Genomic DNA, 18,693 nt, shown 5'->3' on the forward strand with positions numbered 1-18,693 from the left:
GCGTAGACTTTTTGCCGGTCAGTTGATCGTCAACCGCGCCTTCCACCACGTATATAGAGATTCACCCTGTCCTTCTGCTCGCTAGACGGCCACGATTTATCAACCTGATAAAAGCCATGCCTCTCATGAAGAAGGCGGGCGCCGATATTCTTGGATTGAATGGTCGCGAAAAGGCCGTGACCGTCGGCAGCAGCCAAGATCGCCGAAGTGAGAAGGTCGCCAAGGCGGATCCGGCGGTGCGCTTCGACAACATATAGCCAACCAACCTCGCCGAGATATTCGTCGTCGGCAAGTTCGACTCCCGAGTCCTTTTCGATGGTTCGTTGATGGACTCGATTGTTCTTCACCGCGTTAGTTCCCACCGGTTCGCCGTCGACAGTAAGGAATGCGAGATAGTGCGCACTCGCGACTCGCGACGCGCTCCGGGAGGCCATCAGACCGGGATGTCACGTTGTCTGCATATACACGCGTTGAGACCTGCAGCCGCTGATGTCAGCTGACCATGGCCACGGCTCTCGGCGTGACCCAGAGAGCTGGGAGATGCCTCTGCGAGGCTACAAGTGTAACACCATATTGGTTTAGCAGATCAAGCTTGGGTGGTAGGCCTCATGGACTAGAGAAAGGCCTTGGAGGCTGAGCAATGGATCGCGATAGCAAACGGAGACGTGCAGCTGGAAGTTCATCCCGCTACGGGAGGAGGGCCGAGGAGCGCCGCAACTTGACCTTCCAGACGGGCCACTGACCAATGTTGCGGAACGGTTAGTAACCGCTAACCCGCGCGATACAGCACGCGATCTTGGGAGCTTCAAACCCGCCGAGAGGCAAGCGCGACGTGCAGTTCAGGACGTTGCACTTCTTTCTGCTCGATGAATTCAAGCACTTGGGTAAGCTGGAGGCGATCGAGACCGCAATTACGACCATCGCGGGCTACAAGAGGCGCTTCATGCTCATCATCCAAAGCCTTTCGGCACTAACGGGGGCTTATGGAGAGGCTGGTAAGCAGAATTTTCTCAGCAATACCGGACTGCAAGTGTTCATGGCCACGGCCGATGACGAGACTCCGAACTACATTTCCAAAGCCATCGGTGAATACACGTTTGAAGCCAAATCGATTTCCTACAGCCAGTCGCGAGCGTTCGACCGGAACATTCAGAATTCGTTTCAAGGTGCGCCGCTGCTGCGTCCCGAACAGGTTCGGCTGCTCAATGACGAGTACGAGATTGTTCTCATCAAAGGTCTGCCGCCATTGCAACTGAGGAAGGTGCGATATTTTTCGGACCGCATTCTGAAACGCATCTTTGAAAGCCAGACAGGCGCCCTCCCGGAGCCGGTACCCTAAACGATAGCAGACGAGGGATCTCGGCAGAATGAGCCGCTGCGTGGATGCGCAGGACTTTGACGATACAGTTTGATGCGAGGCTAGTGTGGACCAGCGAAAAAATCCATCCCGTGTAACAGCTTTGCCGCAGGTGCAGGACGCCGGCTTGGAAGAGGATCAAGCGGTCCAGGCCCGGCAAGTGGGCGTTGAGCAGCACCTTGCAGAGGCCCGGAGGCTGTTCGATCAAGCTGACGAGTCGCCAACCAATCCAGAGGAGCTTCTGCGACTGGAACAGGGGTTCCGCGAAGTGCTTCAGCGACGGCAGGATGATCAAGTGGCCGAGGCGCTCCGGCCGCTTTTCGATGATCGAGCTGACGAGCCGCCAGCCAATCCAGAGGAGCTTCTGCGACTGGAACAGGGGTTCCGCGAAGTGCTTCAGCGACGGCAGGATGATCAAGCCGTCTCGTCTTTTTTCAGCGACCCAGGGATGCCCGCTGGACCGGGTGACCACAACAGCATCGTGGCCGACTCTTTCACAGCGGCCGGCTCTGGGCACGCCGGAGTTGAGGCCGCCGCCCCGCCAGCGTTAGCTGCCAGCCAACAGCAGATCCGGCCCTGGCCGGATGCGCTGGACCAGGGCAACCACCTGCCACCCGAGCGGGTGATCATCAACAATGAACATGACACAGCGCTGTTGCGGCCAGCGGAGAGGCAGAGGGCCCTGAATACGCCGCAAGCCGCCGCCATTCAGCAGCCGCTGAGCGAAATCGGCAATTCAGGCGGCCGCGTGCCGATGCAGCCCCCCACGCAGCAGTTGGGTGAATTGCCATTGGAAGGGGTACCGGTTCAAGGGACAGGGTCCGAACACATCGGAAGGCTGCATGCGGAGGCCGCGCCCTCCGCAAGGTCTGAGAAGCCCCCCGCTGCGATCGAGGACTCCATAAACGTCTCATTCGCCGTCCCCAAAGGCTTCTCCCATGGGACTCAACCCGTCCCAGACGCGCGTGTCTTAGAACAAGTGACAAGTGACAGCAGGTTGGCCCCAAACACCCGTGCTATCTATGGTCGTAATCTTCGCAGATTTTCTGAGGCGCTTGAGAGTCGGGGCCTGACGATCGCTGGGCTGGATCATGATTCGCGGATCAAATTCGCCAAGAGGTTGTTTCCAGGCAACCGCAATCTCCTCTCCGCGCTGCTACGGGTTCGCGATGCGCTTGACCAGGGCAACCACCTGCCACCCGAGCGGGTCATCATCAACAATGAACATTCCACACCGCTGTTGCGGCCAGCGGAGAGGCAGAGGGCCCTGAATACGCCGCAAGCCGCCGCCATTCAGCAGCCGCTGAGCGAAATCGGCAATTCAGGCGGCCGCGTGCCGATGCGGCGAGTGGCGGTGCCCTCAAAGGCAGACGCGCATGTCTTAGAACAAGTGGCCAGTGACAGCAGATTGGCCCCATACACCCGTGCTGTCTATGGTCGTAATCTTCGCAGATTTTCTGAGGCGCTTGAGAGGCGGGGCCTGACGATCTCCGGGCTGGATCATGATTCACGGATCGAATTCGCCGAGACGTTGTTTCCAGACAGCCGCAATCTCACCTTCGCGTTGGAACGGGTTCGCGATGCGGAGTGCGCGTCAGACAGAAGCGTGACGGACGCTTTCGCGGCGGCCGGCTCTGGGCACGCCGGAGTTCAGGCCGCCGCCCCGCCAGTGTTAGCTGCCAGCCAACAGCAGATCCGGCCCTCGCCGGATGCGCTTGACCAGGGCAACCACCTGCCACCCGAGCGGGTCATCATCAACAATGAACATTCCACACCGCTGTTGCGGCCAGCGGAGAGGCAGAGGGCCGTGGATACGCCGCAAGCCGCCGCCATTCAGCAGCCGCTGAGCGAAATCGGCAATTCAGGCGGCCGCGTACCGATGCAGCCCCCCATGCAGCAGTTGGGTGAATTGCCATTGGAAGGGGTACCGGTTCAAGGGACAGGGTCCGAACACATCGGAAGGCTGCATGCGGGGGCCGCGCCCTCAGCAAGGTCCGAGGCGCCCCCGGCTGCGATCGAGGACTCCATAAACGTTTCGTTCGCCGTCCCCAAAGACTTCTCCCATGGGACTCAACGCGTCCCAGACGCAATGCTCTCTTTCTTGGACCGCCATGGCCTCTTGCCGGACGCGGACAAGCCGGAATGGAACTACGAGATTAAAGGCCACGGCTACACCGCCCGGAGGCCAGAGGAGGGCAATGACGTTTGGCTCCTCCATCGCGGAGCGATAAGGGAAGCTGGAGCGGCAGCAGTACCGGCAAGGGCTCCGGGACCCGCCTTGCCAGCGACCGCCAGGCTCTCAGACACCCATCTCGGGGTTCCGGTGGTCGATCTGACCACCTCCTCCGATGCACACATCGAAGCCCTTCCGTCAGGCTCGTCCAATCTCCCCCGGGGGGCGGTGCTCGGGGCCACCCAACTGCTGGGCGACGAACATATCCAGAGGGATTACGAATTCCTCGAGCAGCAGCTGCAGCAGGCCGATCCAGCGCTCGCCGCCCGGACGCGGCTGGTCGATCCGTCGGTCTCCCATCTGCTGCGCCACATGGAGCAGCAAGACGCGCGAGGCACATTGCAGTCGATTTATGATCGAAACGCCGGCCCATCCGACTTCCTGTTCGTGCCAGTGAACAATGGGGTGGGTATTGACCGCGGCACCCATTGGTCGCTGCTCCTCGTAGATCGCCGCGATCCGGAAAGAGCGGTCGCCTATCACTACGACTCCATCCAGCAAAATGAACAGCGATACAACGACGCGCCTGCACGAAAGCTCGCTACAAGACTGGACGCGACCCTGGTAACACCCGACATGGCGCAGCAGAAAAACGCTTTTGACTGCGGCGTCTTCGTGGTGGACGGCACGCGCGAGCTGGTTCGTCGATTGGCGAACGAAGAGCGGCCAGACCAGCAGCTGCCGCTGCACCTCAACTACCTCGTCGCCGATCGGCAGGCGCTGCAAAACCGACTGAGAGAGGGGCGCTTGCCGCACGAGCTTGCCGCAAGCCCCGCCGAAGCTTTGGCAGCAGCCGGGTCGCAGGTGCAACACGCCGCGTTGCAAGAGCAGCAAGCCAGACAGGTCGCGCCAGCGCCGTTGGAACGGCACTTGGGCCAGACGCGCGAGGCCGAGGACAAGCTGACGAGTACACTGCACAGGAGCAACCGCGTGAACAGCGGGGGCGTCATCATCAACACTGAACGTTACACAGCGCCGTTGAGACCAGCGAAAAGGCAAAGGACTGACAATTCGCAAAGCCTCGCCATCGGGCGGCAGCCGAGCGACGCAAACACAACGTCCATCGGCCAAGCCTCCGATCAAGCCCGAGCGGACCTCATGGCTTCCTTCAGGAGCAGAGAGCGCTCCGACGCTGGGCGTTGAGCTCGACGGCTAAGCAGAACAGCTCTTTTGGCGACGGAGAGGCTGATGCGATCTCCGGACCGGTAGCTCTCGCCGTAATTGATCAGGCTGGCACTGTTGGAAGGCGATGTAGGCCTGGAACTCGCCGATGGCGGTCAGGAATTTGCGCATGTTCGGCTAGCTTAAACAGGGTCAGGGCCCAACACAAATCGCCCGCGATCTCGGCGTCTCACGCGGTACTGTCTATCAGGTGAGGAAGGGCAGGCTCATAACCCGTCTGACGCCAGCGACATGCGAAGAGATCCAGACCCGCATGCTCGAGGTCTGCCAGAAGATCGCTGAGGACCACGGCTTGGTCATCGAGGGTGCAGGATGGCGCGGCACGGATACCGGCTTCTCCTTCGAGCCCGTGTTCCGCGTCAGCATTCCCGCTTCCGACGGCACCGCATTCAATCTCGAAAAAGACAGGTTCGAGTTCTTGGCAGAGCACTTCGGATTGGCCCCTTCGGACTTCGGACGCGAGTTCCGCACCGGAAGCGAACGGTTCCGGATCACCGGCATCGATCCAAAGCGGCCACGCTACCCGATCTCAGCTGAGCGAATTCCCGACCGCAGAGGCTTCAAATTTGCCGCCGAAAACGTCGCCATGCTCCTCCAAGCCAAGGAGAACAAGCCGGGGGATGTCACGTTGTCTGCATATACACGCGTTGAGACCTGCAGCCGCTGATGTCAGCTGACCATGGCCACGGCTTTCCATTCCGCCATGGCCTGCAGGCGGTGAATATGTGTAGCGAGAGCGGAGCGTTTTGAGCGGGGCGGGTCGAAGAGATTGCGCAGAGCCGAGAAGATCGAAACGAAGCGTTGCAGTGCTCCTGGTGATCGGAAGCCTTGCATAATCCGCTCCCGTTTTCGCAGCGGCACATGCGAATTCTCGGCACGGTTGTTCAATCCCTTATGCGACCGATGCTCGACATCCGGCATCACCTGTCGCCTGGCTGCTCCATAGGAGCGCAGCTTGTCGGTGATCATGCGCTTCGGCGCGACGCCTTGCTTCTTCAGCAGCCGCGTCAGCAAGCGCTTGGCCGCTTTGGTGTTGCGGCGGTTCTGGACGATCTCGTCGAGCACATAGCCATCCTGGTCAACGGCGCGCCACAACCAGTGTTTCCTGCCGGCGATGGTGATGACGACCTCGTACATCGTTTCGGCTGTGCTGCTTGCGGCGCAAGCGGCGAGCGTAATGCGGACCGAACTTGACGCCCCACCGGCGGATTGTCTCATACGAAACCACGATCCCGCGCTCCAGCAGCATTTTCTCGACCAGACGCAAGGCTCAAAGGGAACCTGTAGTAGAGCCAGACCGCATTGGCGATGATCTGCGGCGGGAAACGATGGCGCTTGTAGCTGACGGTTACGGTGTTCATGACATCGGGTCCATGCCGCAAATCCCTGAACGCGAGTTAAGTTGATAACGCCGCTGACGATCATGGAAATGAGCCCCGCGCCGATGTTGATGTGGATTGAATCGTAATCGAATATTTCCAATTCCGACTTTAGCTAACCTTACCCTGAAATCCGATTCCTGCATGTCGCTTAGCAGTTAACCGCAAGAATGCGCCTGTCACTTGGCAGTTAATAATGAGAATAGCTTTTCAACGATTTCAATGAGATAGCCGCGCACTTAATTTGAGAATGTGCACTTAACTTGATAATCGAGCCGGGTCATTCGCATTTAACGTGAGAATCAGCGTCAGCAATGTGGCGGAGTTCAATCTGCTGAGGAAGGCGGATGAACTTCAATGAATGCGCGGCCTTCGCGCTAATTACGATGGCAGTTGAATTGAGAATCCGAGCTTCGCCATTCTCACAATTAACGGCACAACATGACTGAAACGACCGCATTCTCGCAATTAACTGGCAAGCGACAACTGGCAATCCCAGATCGGCAAAATGCTGCAACAGTGCCTCTGGCTCGCTCGCCACCTTCTCCCAGCTGCGCTATGCCGATTTCGAAATCAATCTGGCCGCAGGCCTTGAGGACTCCCTGATCAGGGCGTTCGACCCCCTTGGAACGGCCGCGAAAGAGGGCAGCCCATCACCGAGGAAGCCGAACGCGAGGAGGCCGAGGAGACCGAAGCCGAACCAACAGATGCCGCGCTGGCCGACGATATCCAGCCAGAGGCGAGGGCATCTGCTACGGCCTTGGCGACCTTCACCGTCGTGCTGGGGCCGACCTATTACGACAAGGGCTTCCTGAATCCAGGGGTCGAAGCCAGCCGTCACCTCGGAAAGGACGGCGATCCGATACGAATCCTTTTCGACGACGGCAGCGAACCTGTGATCTCAAGGATCGATCAACCGGACGGCCAATCGAACTGGCGCTGTCCGGGTTGTCGGCCGAAACCAGCAGATCGCCACCTGGTTTCAGAGACGCTTCAAGGAAGGTGACACCGTTCAGGGTCGCGTGCTCGACCCTCACAGCATCCTGCTCCTCGCGCCGTAAGTTGCCCGTTAGCCCATTGTTGACACGGCGAACGCATTCTGTCGACCGATTCCGCGACATCGGACGGCTGGAGACCAATATCCGTCACATAGCCGACATCACCAAGTCATCGTTTCCGTGTATCATGCGAGAAATCAGAAAATTCTTTGGAGGCGACGCCATGGCATACGAGCGCGAGCCCACGCTTGACGAAATCCTGAACGAACCGATCATCCGCAAAATTATGGCCGTCGACGGCTACTCCTCGGACGACATCCGATATTTGATGGGCCAGGCTGGCGCACGGAATCCCTTCGAGAAAGTCCTGAAGCCCACCAACAACGAAGTGGCCTCGCAGAGGCTCCCCTATTCGGCGACGGCAGCACACTCTGCTTGCTACCTGCCGTCGGAATGCCGACAATGACTTCAACTGCAGGGATCCTACCGGCAGGGCCTCATAGGCCGCTTTGTATCGAATCAATTTTGCCCAAACCGCACTTCGTATCCCGCTCGTTTCAACTGCGCCGCGCGTGGATGTTTGAGCCGTCGCTCATTAGCCTCATGCCGGTCATCTGCTCGATCTCGATTTCGACGTCCCGCAGGCGGGGCGCTGTCACGTTATCTGAGGTTGGACGTGAAGGGACCGCTGACAGGGATATCAGGCGAGCCGGCCCGGGATGCGACCCCTGATATCGGCGATGTCACGTCAACTAACTTGCGGTCAGCTTTTTGGAGGAGAGAGCGACGGCATGAACGCTTCGCCCATCGGATAGAACCCGCTGGATAGCCTCGATTGAGCACACCTCGTCGCCCACTACGAGAACGGTTGCGAGCGGGTTCGTCATCGCATGGTGCTCCTACGGTCTGTAGTGGTCGGCGTTCGCGCGGTGGACAGCGAGCGTGACGGGCGTACGGGACTTGGGCGTCTTGTGGATAAAATTGTAGCGCGCCACGTGATAGCTCGGGTCGAAGCCGTAGAAATTGCGCCGCATCCGCCGCAGTTCCTCTTCCCGATAGGCGGCAAGCGGTTTCTCGGCCTCGTCGCGAGCGCGGCGCGCCCGTTTGGCAGCAATCCGCCGGGCAAGATCGGGAGAGGCCGCGAGTTCGGCGGCAGCGCGGAGCAGTTCCCAGGGTTCTGTTGCAAATTTTTGTTGAACTGAAGCAAGAAGAGATGGCGGGCGGTGCTTATGCGGCGGCGAGGGTATCGAACTGCTCGGCCAATGACGGATTTGGGTTGAAGGCGAACCTCGCCTGTCGTTTGCGCATCATGTGAAGCATTTCGATGCCGTCGAGGATGATGCTTGCGGCTGCGGGAGATTTGAAGCCGAGCATCGGCCGAACACGGCGCTTGATCCGCCGATGGTCCTGCTCGATCCGGTTGTTCAAGTATTGGCTTTGGCGGATTCGGATCGGCTTCGGTCGGCGCCTGCAGCGATCCTGCAATCGATGTGTCGTATCGCAGGAAACGATCGCCTCCTGGTTGGTCTGGCTACCATCGATGACGACACGATCGGGACGCCCATGGCGCTCCAGCGCTTTCCTGAAGAGACGCTTGGCCGCCGGCAAATCCCGATGTTCGCTGAAATAGAATTCGACCGTGTCGCCGACGCTGTCGATAGCGCGGTAGAGATACATCCACTGCCCTCGGACCTTGATGTAGGTTTCATCAACATGCCATTTGCCGGTCGCTGCGCGCTTGCGCCGGTTGAAGCGCTCCAGCAGCAAGGGCGAGAAGTGAACAACCCAGCGATGGATCGTCGAATGATCAACGCTAATGCCACGCTCGGCCATCATCTCCTTCAAATCGCGCAGGCTCAGTCCATATGCCAGATACCAGCGAACGCACACCAGGATGACCGATCGGTCGAAATGCCGGCCTCTGAACATCACAAACCTCCTAAAAAAATGTCGGAGGTCACTTGCCAGACAACCCGTAACGAAAAAGTTTGCAACAGAACCCCTAGCACTGCATGGACAATCCCAAAACCCGCTCGGCTGGCTTAAGCAACGCTATGCGTTGGACGGTACTTCATCCTCCAAGTGATGAGCCGGCAGCCCAGTGGGGATGTCGCCGGTCAGCAGCTTCTCCTTCGACAGTAGCCCCGCGTCCTCGAGCGCCTCGAAATCCGGCAGCTGGCGCAGCGTGTCGAGCCCGAACTGCGACAGAAAATTTTTGGTCGTCACATAGGTATAAGGCGCCCCCGGCTGCGGGCTGCGCGGCCCCGAGGCGATCAGCTCCTGCGCGCGCAGCACGCCGATCAGATCGCGCGAAACCTCCTTGCCGAAGAAGGAAGAAAGCTCGCCACGGGTGATCGGCTGGAAGTAAGCTATGCACATCAGCACGAGAGCCTCGGATTGCGACAGTTCTTTTGCCCCCTCGCCCGCTGCCGTGCCGAAGGCGGCGCGGATGGCGTCGCCAAAAATTTTCTTGGTCCGGTGTTGCCAGCCGCCGGCGACCGCGACCAGCTCGTAGGGGCGACCGGCGAGCTCGGCGCGGATGTCGTCGATGATCAGCTCGAGATTGCAGTTCCTTCCCACCACCCGCGCGAGGACACTGCGTGTCACCGGTTCGCTGGCGGAAAAAATCACCGCTTCGACGCGGCCCATCCATTCGCGCCAGCGCAGCTCGGCCGGCAGATGTTCCAACTCGGTATCCAGCAAAGCCGGCTGAACGTTTGGCTTCCGGCGGGCGGACGCTTCGCTCATCGCTACAGCCCGAACAGCCGGAATGTGGGGCGGCCGGAGAGTTCGCGCACGGCCTCCAGTTGCTGCAGCCGTTCGAACAGCCGCCGCGATGCAAAGCGCGACAGATTTTTCGTCATCAGCGATCCGGAGACGGCGTCTTCACTGAGTAGCAGAAAGATTACGTCGCCGGCGCCTTTGGCGCGCAGTTTTGGCGCCACCGCCAGGAGTTTTTCGGCCCGGCGCGACAGCTCGGCGGCCAACCGACAGGCGTCCGCGGCGGCCGCAACGAGCGCGACGCAAACCGCCCGCTCAAAATTCTTGTCCCCGGGCCGGATGCGCCGGCCACCGGCCTCGCGGCGAAAAGCCGGACCAAAGGCCTGCGCCATCAACAGGGGCAGCGGCCGCGGCCAGCGCAGGCGTTGCGCCAGCACCAGATCGGAGAGCCACCACGCAAAAAGCTCGCAGTCGGGGCGTAAGGCGACGACGTGACCGGCGAGCGCCGCGGCGGCAAACGGCGCCGGCCGCTGCAACCCCGCCAGTTTTTCGATCTCCGTGCAAAGGTCGGCGAGAGCCGCGCCGTCCCAATGGAGCCCTAGTTGGTCAGCGATCTTTTCGAGCCGATCGGAGTCGGCGACAGGCGGCTGGACGGACAACCGCCGCCAGGCGCCGAAGATCGCGCCGGCGGGACCGGGATCGGCGCCGGCCGGGCGCAGGTACCAGGCGTCGCGCAAGGCGGCCTCGTCCTCTGAACGGCCGGCGAGCTGCATGCTGGCGGCGGCACCGCGAAGCGCCAGCCGATGCCGCCAGGCCCCGGCCCAATCAGCCTGCCCCCGCGCGAGGCTGTCGAGCGCACCCAGGGCGGCCCCGGCCTGGAAGGCGGCGTCGGCATCGCTCGGCGCGCGCCCGGCTGCAAGCGCCCAGGCCGGGACGGTCGGCGGCACGTTGGGGGCCGGGCTGGCGGTCGCGGGATCGAGGCGAATCATGCCTGCGAGGTTAAAGCTGCCGTGCGCTTAGTGCCACAAATTTCGCCTCAAAACGCACAGCCTGTCGCAGACGTAAAACGAACGATAATCTTGCATTGGCGAAATCTTGGAAGCGAATCCAAAGACCAAGGATCGCTAATTAATTCATCCCGAAAATCTACGCGGGCTAAAGATTCGCCCTAGGAGAGGAGCGCCCGGCCCCTCCCCTCTTCCGGTAGAAAAACCCGTAGCCGGATCGTCGGATTTGTCGGCCGCTGGGCGGGACGCTCTGTGCGTATCTATCATCGTCGGCGCCTCTAAATACTGCCCAGCGCGCTCGTCAAGCGGGGCCTCGCATCTCTCATCCGGCCATCCTCGCCGTCACGCCATTCGCCTTTAGTGCCGCCATCAGCATCGGTCCCACGGAAAACTGCCCCGCCCTCGCCTTTTCGGTCAAAACCCGCAGATAACCGCCGGCCGAGTTGATATGCTGCGCCCGTTGCAAGATGCAGGCAACCACAATGGCGGCGACCTCCTGGCCCATCTCATGGCAAGCCTCCTCGTATGCTGAGGGCGAAATACCAAGGTAGCCTCTCACCTGGGCCGCGGTAATCATCAAATCGCGCCAGTTTCCGATCCCGTGCACGGCGTAGTCTGAAATTTCGGGGCACGCTTTCAGCACCAGCCCTATTGGATAGCTTTTCAGCTTCTCATCGGTTCGCTGCCTTGGCTCGACCGCCGCCCTGCTTTGGTCGGAAGCTGGTTCAAATACAAGAATGGAGTCTGTGTTTGAATCCGATTGCTGCCGCTCATTTTGGGACTCATTGGCGCTAGGATTCGTAGAATTCATGAAGTTTTCCAGCATGATATCCACTTCGTCATGAAGTCTGGTCAAGTCGGCAACAATTGCCTCCAGTTCGGACAGCGCTGCCCGCCGGGGGATTGCATCTACAACGGCTCTAAACCGTCTCCAGACGGCTCCCCAGTCGCCAGGAACGCCCTCCTCGATCGCCGCCTCGACAAGTTTGTGGATGTCGCGACGATGGAGCGTAATCCGCTCCCTCATTAACTTGAGCGCCAGGCTGTCGGCGCGCACCTGCTCGGCAGCATGCTGAAACTCAGCGGCCCGTGCCAGCAGCGGCGCCAGCGAGAACCCGAACGCTTCCTCAATCGCACCACCCTTTCCCTTCCGGGCGAACCTTTTGCCGTTTGGACTGTCCCGACGGACGACAAGGCCGCAACTCACCAGCTCGGCCAAGTGTCGCCGCAATGTGGAACTGGGCATGCCGTGCGTGCGAAGCGACAGCTGCGCATTCGAAGGAAAGACCATCAGGCCGTTTTCCTCACTGATTTGGTCGTCCGGATAGAAAGACAAGAGCCCGCTCAGCACGGCCAGAGCGCGGTCTCCCACACCTACGACAGTCTTGCCTTCGCACAACCAACGATAGACCTGCCATTTTTCGACAAGAGCCCCGTCCGGAATCTCTCGTGATGCCGCATTCGCTTGCACCAAGGCAAGCGTCATCGGCCGCCGCCCAAAGGGCGTCGTCGCGTATCCACTCTCCATTTCCCTCACCTTTCAATCAGGCAAAAGAAATCAGCTCGCCGAAACGGCGCCACGACTCTTGACAGTGATTCGGGGAAGTGCGATTCTCAGCTTGCTACAGACCGAGAAGGGCTTCCGCGACGGCGACGTTCGGGGGCCTTTTTCTTTTGCGGTTTTAGTCTCCTGTTTTCTTCGCCATTTCCGACTCCCGAAAAGCCTCGAAAAGCTCGTCGAGCTTGCCGGCGATGAATGCGCCGAAGGGTGATGCTTCCTTGGATTTCAAGGCGAGCGTAAACACCTTTCCGGTGTCGGTGATCTTGGCTCGAACCGACCTATCATCGGGTGTCCAAGCCGTTTCCGTGGACTTCGCAGACGCATGCGGGCGTTTCGCTGGCACACTCATGAAGTCGAAGAGACGGGCAAACCGCGCATCGCTGCCTGGCTGGGCGAAATCGGCGCCTGCCACATACTCTGCCGCCCTCACCCCAGCCCCGGGAGGCTCCATGAGTTTGGCAAGCTGCCACCAGCGGTCCCGACCAATGCTCTTGGCAGCGCCTATCGCCAAAATGACCCGCTCGGGAATGTTGCTTGTAACCGAACGCATCTTCGAGAACGTCGTGTCATCGAGCGCAAGGGCCGACTTCACCGTATCCGGGGAATGGCCCCGCTTAAGAATTCGGTCGGCAAAAAGCGTCCTTTCGATGAAGGACAAATTGGCTCTGGCAGCATTTTCCTGCCCTTGGGCGATAACATGGTCCTCATCGTCCATCTTCTTGACGACAGCGCGGACCGGTCGGTCCAACTGGCGCGCGACCCTGACACGCCTGTGGCCAAAGACGGTTTGGAAGCGGCCCGAAACCTCGGGGTGAGGCCTGACCAGAACCGGCGAATCCTGCCCTCTCTCACGAATAGCTGCCAGCAATTCCTGGAAAGCCTGATCGTCATCGTCTATGCGGTCGGAAACGAATGACGTGTCGACCAATGCCGGATCAAGATCGACGACCGAACTCTTCGAGAGTTCCTCGAATGACTGCATGATCGAGCGGGACGCGCCGCGAACGGCGTAGGCTGAGACGTCCTTGACGTTCGCAACCGACGCCGCGGGGCCCATAACGCTGCCAAATATGTCCTTGCGTGCCATTCAATCGCTCCGATTCTCGGTTAGTCGACTGATTTCACGACCAAAATTCCTATTATTTACTGCCGTAAAACCCGCCGTCATGACCGGCCCCATGCGCGATGGATGAGCGTGGCGATCTCGGAATTCACCGCATCCAGTGATTCCAGTGCGCGGTCGTAGGTAGAGCGGGTAAAGGACGACTTCTCGACCTCGTAGAGTGTCTGTTTCGTCAGCCCCGCATCCGAAATGGCCGTCGACTTGAGCATCGGATTTTCGAGAATCTGGCCAGCCAGCATCGACTGCATGAAGCCAACCATCTGCGCCTGCGGGATGTCTGTCGGTTCGTAGCGCGTGATCAGGTAGCGAAACCAATCCAGCTCGATTGCTGCACCGGCTGCCTTGATGGTCTTCAAGATGCCGCCGAGCATCAGCAGGAACTGGCTCATCGACATCAGGTCGAGCATCTGAGGATGAACCGTGATGAGGACAGATGTCGCCGCCGACATCGCCGTCAAAGTCAGATAGCCGAGTTGCGGAGGGCAATCGACAATCACGACGTCATAGCGGTCGTCCACCTCCGACAACGCCCTTGCAAGCCTAGTAAAGAACTGGCGACCTACGTTGGACGTTCTGTCCTGCATGGCGAGCGGCGTGTCGTACTCATACTCCTGAAGCTCAAGACTGGCTGGAATGATATCCAGACCGGGAAAATTCGTCGGTACGATCACGTCGGAGATCGGCTTGCGCTCGTCGTCATAACGGATCGCCTCGTACAAAGAGAGGTTCCGATCAAGTTCCGGCTGGAAGCCATGCAAGGCGGACAGCGAGGCTTGCGGGTCGAGATCGATGGCAAGGACGCGATGGCCCGTCAGGGCTAGATGCTGGGCGAGGTGGGCGGCGGTGGTTGTCTTCCCGCTGCCGCCCTTGAAGTTCACGACAGCAACAACCTGGAGCTTGTCGCCAGCCTTGCGGTGCGGGACGTATTTCTTGACCTCGGTCCTGCCGTGTCGGTCCAGGAAATGGCGCAGCTCAAGCATCTGCTCGGCGGTATAGGATCGGCGCCCCGACGGTATCTGCTCGGGCAGGGGGCCCTTGCGTTCCAGATGGAGGCGCTTCAGATTGTTCTGCGATACTCCCAGATAGTGGGCTACCTCCGCCATCGAAAAAGACCGAAGGGTCTTGGTCGCGTTGGGCGGGAACTTCTCCATACGAAGCTGATTCAGTCGCCGCGATATCTCTTCGCCCTGCTCGATGATCGTGTTATCGAACTCGAAGCGTGGCAGCCGCATGGCAATGTTCATTTCTTGTCGAAACCTGAATTGGCGCTTTTTGTAAGTAATCCACTCAACAAGCGCCATTAAGCTCCGATTCGGTCAACCGCGGCAAGAAGTTTTAGGTTAACAGAAGGTTAACGGGGCCGAGGGGCTTTTACTGCCGGCTTCAGCTGATGTCATGAAGCCAATGCTCATGTGTGGAAGCCCATATTGTCCCGCTCTATGAGCTAAACACATGTTTTCTCTGTAACAAAGGCGATTTTTTACGGCAGTAAAATCATGCTTGTCGGGCAGGGATTGCAAGCGGCCGCACGCGGCCGCGTAGATCTCAGTCGAGGCCGGGGCATGGCCGCTGGGCGCGCAAATGGCCGCGCGGAGTTCAGATCATCGGGGACGTGGTCTGGGCGCTCGCTCGCGAGAATATATCGGGTAGGGGAGGGGATGCCGGCTCGAGCCAACATTTCTGGACTCGCCGGACTGACTGACGCATTCTCTTGGTGTAGGGCGATGGCGGTGTAGTGTCGGCAGGCACGGTCGGGGCAGGCACGTGCGCACGATCACTTTCAGACTGCTCGCATCTTCATGTTTATCGAGGGCCCGCCTATGCGCGAATTGCCAAAGAACATCGATGCTGACGTGGTGATCGAGATCAGTAAGTTGCTCGATGAGCATCCTCACATGGTTCCGGTTCAAGTGCATAAGCTCGCCGGGCTGGTTCGCCAGGGTCAAGACCGGTTTACCCGATCAGTCCATTGAAGAGTTGGCCGTCGAAATGGCCATGACACGCCAATTGGCTATGGTTTTCGATCTGCCAAGCCACGAGAATGTCGTGCCGCTCCCGGTGAGACGATAAGATGAAGACAGCGGGCATCATCGCCGCTGATCGCGGTCCCTCAAGAAACTCAGTTGCTGGCCGAAAAGCCGTGGACGGCAGTTCTCTGTCAGACCGATGCTGTGGCGGCGCTCAAGCCCCAACCGTGATGGTAGGGTGACCGGATGAAAATGCGGGTGACCTAAGAGGGGCGCGAATGGCGGGTGTCGGCATGCCAACTCTTGCAGGAGCGCCCCCGAAAAGAGGAGGCGGCCGGCGAGGATCGTGCCTGGCCATTGGCCAACGGTGACCTCGGATGAACAATTTTGGCGGCAATGTAGCGAACGAAAAAGTCCAGGCACGAATCAGATATGCCGGAAACCAGGGCAATCAAACGGTCGTCTTCGGATGAGGGCGAGATGCACGGCTGGGCGGTTTAGTGCCGGTAGGAAGGTGAGGGCTTCACCGGCCGCCCTTGCGCCGGCTCGCGCTCGGTGAGAAGCGCCAGCAAGGCCGGATTGATATAGAGGTTCTCGCGACCAGCCTTGACTTCTTGCAACAGGCCATTGTCGACGAGGGCCTTCAGATAGACCGATGCCGCCTGTCGTTTCGCTATGCCGGATGAAACCAGGTCGCCGATCCGGCAGTACGGATTGACGAAGATTATCTCGGCAAGCTCTCGGGAGTAGATTTTCGGGAGGTCTCGGCGCAAGCGCTCGGCGGTCTGGTCGAGCAGGTCGCGGATCGCGCGTATACGGGCAGTTGACCAGCCAGCAGTCTCAGTTACCGCGGCGAGCATGTAGAGGATCCAACTTTCCCACGCGCCCTCCGTCGTCACGGCGAGAAGGCGATCGTAGTAGGCTCCTTTGTTTCGGATGATATAGCGGCTTAGATAGAGCACCGGGATATCCAGGAGGCCCTTGTCAACCAGATAGAGCAGGTTCAGCACGCGGCCTGTTCGGCCATTGCCGTCGACAAACGGATGGATGGCCTCGAATTGGTAGTGCATCACGGCGAGGCGGATCAACGGATCGATGTCCTCGGCCTCATGGATGTAGCGCTCCCAGTTCGCCAGCTTGTCGCGCAGGAGGTTCTGTCCCTCGGGCGGGGTGTAGACAATCGCACCCGTCGCCTGGTTGACCAGGGCCGTGCCGGGCGTCGACCGAATGTCCAGTTCGACGCCCTTGATGGTGCGGCACACCGCGACTGCCGTTGATGTCGTCACAGGACGCTCTTGCAGAGTTCGGAAGCCCTGATTGAGCGCGGTGCGGTAGCGCAGCGCCTCCTTCGTGGCAGCATCAGCGAGATTTCCGGCTTCATTGGCGAAGCGAAACAAGCGGTCCGTCGTCGTGACGATGTTCTCTATTTCGGAACTTGCCTGGGCTTCTAGGAGCGGGATAGAGTTGATGAGGACTGCTTGGTTCGGGATAAGCTGACCCGATACCCTGAGCTCTGCCAGGGCCGCGCGCGCCACTATGCAGGCCTTGAGCACCACCTTCGTTTCAACATCCTCCTTTGGGGGCAGGGGAGGGAGGTCATTGTAAGGCCGGTCAGCCTGAAACGTCATGTCGCTGGTTCCCTGTTCGATCGACATGTCGGGGTTGATATGTCGTTGGCATCGACACATTGCCAAATCATGTCGATAGAACCGTAATCTATCGACATATTGTGATTGCAGCAAGGCGATCGCGCAAACGGAGTTTATTGGCCCTTGGTAGGGGCGGGCTTCCTCTAAAGGGGCGTTTACAGCCCGCTTGCCTTGGTGAGGTTGATCCGAAACCGGTCGCGCCGGCGCTGATAGCGACGGGTCATTTCCGCAGAAGCATGGCCGAGCTGCTTCTGCACGTAGCGCTCATCGACCTCGGCCGAGGAAGCGAGGCCGGCGCGCAGCGAATGCCCAGAGAATTTGGTCCCGCGCTCGCCTTCCGACAGATCGCCACGAACGCCGGCGGCCAGCGCGGTGCGCTTGACCAGCCGTGCAACTTCCTGGTCATTGAGCCGCTCGGCTCCAACCGCTTTACCGTGGCCTGTTACCCGGCGGAACAGCGGTCCGTGCGCGATACGAGCGAGTTTCAACCAGGTCTGCAGGGTGACCACCGGGCAGGTGGCGTCGGAGGAGCCGCGGCCGATCTCGACCTCGCGCCAGCCGGTCTTTCCCCGTATCGTCACCAAAGCACCTTTGTCGAAGATTTCCACCCAACCGCGGCCATCCTCGGTCTGATCACGGCCGAGATCGAGGCCGACGATTTCCGAGCGACGCAGGCCGCCAGCGAAGCCAAGCAGCAGCATGGCGCGGTCGCGCAGGCCGCGCAGGGTGCCGCGGTCTAGGGTCTCCAGCATCGCGATCAGATCCTCGGGAAGAAGTGCCTCCTTCTGCCGTGGCGGCTGTGCGTGGCTGTTGCGAATGCCGGCGAGCACAGTGGCGATATGGCGGTCCTTGCGGTCGAGCGGCTGGCCACGTTGCGTATAATTCCAGGTAAGGGAGGAGAGACGGCGCTCGATCGTCGCCACGGAGTTCGGCTTCTTGTCCCCCGTTACCTTGCCGGACGCGCAGGCGGTGATATAGAGACCGACGGTCTGCGGGTCGGGGGGCGACACCTCCAGATTCTGGCGGCGTGCCCAGGCGCAAAAATGCTTCCAGTCGGTGGCATAGGCGCGGCGCGTGTTGGCCGAACTTGCCGCCTCGACATAGTCGCGGGCGCGGTCGGCGAGCTGCTCCAGGTGTGCCGGCAGGCGATTTGGCGCGGTGGACGACAGGGGAGGGGAGGGCGTCCCGTCCGAGGTGCCGTCGACAGGCCGGCCCATTGCCATGACGAGATCGATGATGTCCGGCAACTCGTTGTCGAGACCGCCGCTGTCGAGACAGTCGCCGGCAATCGGCGCTGACGGCGCGGCCGGCGTTGGGGCGGCGGAAAGTTCGACGGCGGCCGCCATGCTATGGGACGTTGCGGAACTTCGCTGAGCGTGATTTCCGGGCTTGTTAGCTGACCGTTTTCCGTGAGACTTGCGATCATTTGTTTTCAATGGGTTAGCCGATTCAGATTTGATGAGACCGAGTCGGATTTGTTGAGACGGAACTGTCATGCGATTCAGTTATGGTGAGA

At 60.0% G+C, this 18,693-nt stretch carries 14 protein-coding genes and 3 pseudogenes; 6 read left to right on the top strand and 11 right to left on the bottom strand.

Annotated elements, in window-relative coordinates; all coding sequences use genetic code 11:
- Positions 1-29: 29 nt before the first annotated feature.
- Positions 30-434 (bottom strand): GNAT family N-acetyltransferase, encoded by a 405-nt coding sequence (locus J1C56_RS31385; protein ID WP_246592231.1) that lies wholly within the window; start codon positions 432-434, stop codon positions 30-32.
- A gap of 422 nt (positions 435-856) precedes the next feature.
- Between J1C56_RS31385 and J1C56_RS31390 the strand changes: the two are divergent.
- Together J1C56_RS31390 and J1C56_RS31395 are read left to right on the top strand one after the other, a co-directional pair.
- Positions 857-1,412: pseudogene (locus J1C56_RS31390) on the top strand (type IV secretory system conjugative DNA transfer family protein); the annotation flags it as partial.
- A gap of 72 nt (positions 1,413-1,484) precedes the next feature.
- Positions 1,485-4,733, top strand: a complete 3,249-nt coding sequence (locus J1C56_RS31395; RefSeq protein WP_476561163.1) for a Ulp1 family isopeptidase — start codon at positions 1,485-1,487, stop codon at positions 4,731-4,733.
- Positions 4,734-4,735: 2 nt separating this feature from the next.
- Here J1C56_RS31395 and J1C56_RS33235 read toward each other — a convergent pair.
- Positions 4,736-4,889, bottom strand: a pseudogene (locus tag J1C56_RS33235) (ISKra4 family transposase); the annotation flags it as partial.
- 136 nt (positions 4,890-5,025) lie between these two features.
- Between J1C56_RS33235 and J1C56_RS31400 the strand changes: the two are divergent.
- Entirely contained in the window at positions 5,026-5,439 is a 414-nt protein-coding gene (locus J1C56_RS31400) for a hypothetical protein (protein WP_246592243.1), read from the top strand.
- Between the two features lie 2 nt (positions 5,440-5,441).
- Here J1C56_RS31400 and J1C56_RS31405 read toward each other — a convergent pair.
- Positions 5,442-6,133, bottom strand: a pseudogene (locus J1C56_RS31405) (IS6 family transposase).
- A gap of 778 nt (positions 6,134-6,911) precedes the next feature.
- Between J1C56_RS31405 and J1C56_RS31410 the strand changes: the two are divergent.
- The 3 genes from J1C56_RS31410 to J1C56_RS33570 all read left to right on the top strand — a co-directional run bounded on the left by J1C56_RS31410 (position 6,912) and on the right by J1C56_RS33570 (position 8,351).
- A complete protein-coding gene (locus J1C56_RS31410) occupies positions 6,912-7,157 on the top strand; it encodes a hypothetical protein (protein ID WP_214393829.1) in 246 nt (81 codons plus the stop codon).
- A gap of 215 nt (positions 7,158-7,372) precedes the next feature.
- Positions 7,373-7,615, top strand: a complete 243-nt coding sequence (locus J1C56_RS31415) for a hypothetical protein (protein WP_214393830.1) — start codon at positions 7,373-7,375, stop codon at positions 7,613-7,615.
- Positions 7,616-8,120: 505 nt separating this feature from the next.
- Complete coding sequence (locus J1C56_RS33570) at positions 8,121-8,351, top strand: hypothetical protein (protein WP_214393831.1); 231 nt, start codon at positions 8,121-8,123, stop codon at positions 8,349-8,351.
- Positions 8,352-8,376: 25 nt separating this feature from the next.
- Here J1C56_RS33570 and J1C56_RS31425 read toward each other — a convergent pair whose 3' ends face one another.
- From J1C56_RS31425 to J1C56_RS31460, 8 genes are all read right to left on the bottom strand, one after another.
- A complete protein-coding gene (locus tag J1C56_RS31425) occupies positions 8,377-9,078 on the bottom strand; it encodes an IS6 family transposase (RefSeq protein WP_214393841.1) in 702 nt (233 codons plus the stop codon).
- A gap of 123 nt (positions 9,079-9,201) precedes the next feature.
- Positions 9,202-9,897 carry an SMC-Scp complex subunit ScpB gene (scpB, locus tag J1C56_RS31430; RefSeq protein ID WP_214393832.1) on the bottom strand — a complete coding sequence of 232 codons (696 nt, stop codon included), beginning with the start codon at positions 9,895-9,897 and terminating at the stop codon, positions 9,202-9,204.
- A gap of 2 nt (positions 9,898-9,899) precedes the next feature.
- Positions 9,900-10,859 (bottom strand): DUF1403 family protein, encoded by a 960-nt coding sequence (locus J1C56_RS31435; RefSeq protein WP_214393833.1) that lies wholly within the window; start codon positions 10,857-10,859, stop codon positions 9,900-9,902.
- A gap of 340 nt (positions 10,860-11,199) precedes the next feature.
- Positions 11,200-12,405 carry a plasmid replication protein RepC gene (gene repC, locus J1C56_RS31440; protein ID WP_214393834.1) on the bottom strand — a complete coding sequence of 402 codons (1,206 nt, stop codon included), beginning with the start codon at positions 12,403-12,405 and terminating at the stop codon, positions 11,200-11,202.
- Between the two features lie 154 nt (positions 12,406-12,559).
- Complete coding sequence (repB, locus tag J1C56_RS31445; protein ID WP_214393835.1) at positions 12,560-13,525, bottom strand: plasmid partitioning protein RepB; 966 nt, start codon at positions 13,523-13,525, stop codon at positions 12,560-12,562.
- A 77-nt stretch (positions 13,526-13,602) separates the two neighbouring features.
- Complete coding sequence (gene repA, locus J1C56_RS31450; protein ID WP_214393836.1) at positions 13,603-14,805, bottom strand: plasmid partitioning protein RepA; 1,203 nt, start codon at positions 14,803-14,805, stop codon at positions 13,603-13,605.
- A gap of 1,220 nt (positions 14,806-16,025) precedes the next feature.
- The gene (gene fic, locus J1C56_RS31455; protein ID WP_214393842.1) at positions 16,026-17,156 is read right to left on the bottom strand and encodes a protein adenylyltransferase Fic; all 1,131 of its coding nucleotides are present in this window, start codon (positions 17,154-17,156) and stop codon (positions 16,026-16,028) included.
- Positions 17,157-17,332: 176 nt separating this feature from the next.
- The gene (locus J1C56_RS31460; protein WP_214393843.1) at positions 17,333-18,523 is read right to left on the bottom strand and encodes a site-specific integrase; all 1,191 of its coding nucleotides are present in this window, start codon (positions 18,521-18,523) and stop codon (positions 17,333-17,335) included.
- Positions 18,524-18,693: the final 170 nt, after the last annotated feature.

The sequence above is a fragment of the Aminobacter anthyllidis genome (assembly GCF_018555685.1).
In the GTDB taxonomy this organism is placed as follows: Bacteria; Pseudomonadota; Alphaproteobacteria; order Rhizobiales; family Rhizobiaceae; genus Aminobacter; species Aminobacter anthyllidis.

Excerpts from the sequence above, each read along its gene's own strand:
- J1C56_RS31385 (WP_246592231.1), bottom strand. The coding sequence starts at position 434 with ATGGCCTCCCGGAGCGCGTCGCGAGTCGCGAGTGCGCACTATCTCGCA.
- J1C56_RS31400 (WP_246592243.1), top strand. The coding sequence starts at position 5,026 with ATGCTCGAGGTCTGCCAGAAGATCGCTGAGGACCACGGCTTGGTCATC.
- J1C56_RS31415 (WP_214393830.1), top strand. The coding sequence starts at position 7,373 with ATGGCATACGAGCGCGAGCCCACGCTTGACGAAATCCTGAACGAACCG.
- J1C56_RS31425 (WP_214393841.1), bottom strand. The coding sequence starts at position 9,078 with ATGTTCAGAGGCCGGCATTTCGACCGATCGGTCATCCTGGTGTGCGTT.
- scpB (WP_214393832.1), bottom strand. The coding sequence starts at position 9,897 with ATGAGCGAAGCGTCCGCCCGCCGGAAGCCAAACGTTCAGCCGGCTTTG.
- J1C56_RS31435 (WP_214393833.1), bottom strand. The coding sequence starts at position 10,859 with ATGATTCGCCTCGATCCCGCGACCGCCAGCCCGGCCCCCAACGTGCCG.
- repC (WP_214393834.1), bottom strand. The coding sequence starts at position 12,405 with ATGGAGAGTGGATACGCGACGACGCCCTTTGGGCGGCGGCCGATGACG.
- repB (WP_214393835.1), bottom strand. The coding sequence starts at position 13,525 with ATGGCACGCAAGGACATATTTGGCAGCGTTATGGGCCCCGCGGCGTCG.
- repA (WP_214393836.1), bottom strand. The coding sequence starts at position 14,805 with ATGAACATTGCCATGCGGCTGCCACGCTTCGAGTTCGATAACACGATC.
- fic (WP_214393842.1), bottom strand. The coding sequence starts at position 17,156 with ATGACGTTTCAGGCTGACCGGCCTTACAATGACCTCCCTCCCCTGCCC.
- J1C56_RS31460 (WP_214393843.1), bottom strand. The coding sequence starts at position 18,523 with ATGGCGGCCGCCGTCGAACTTTCCGCCGCCCCAACGCCGGCCGCGCCG.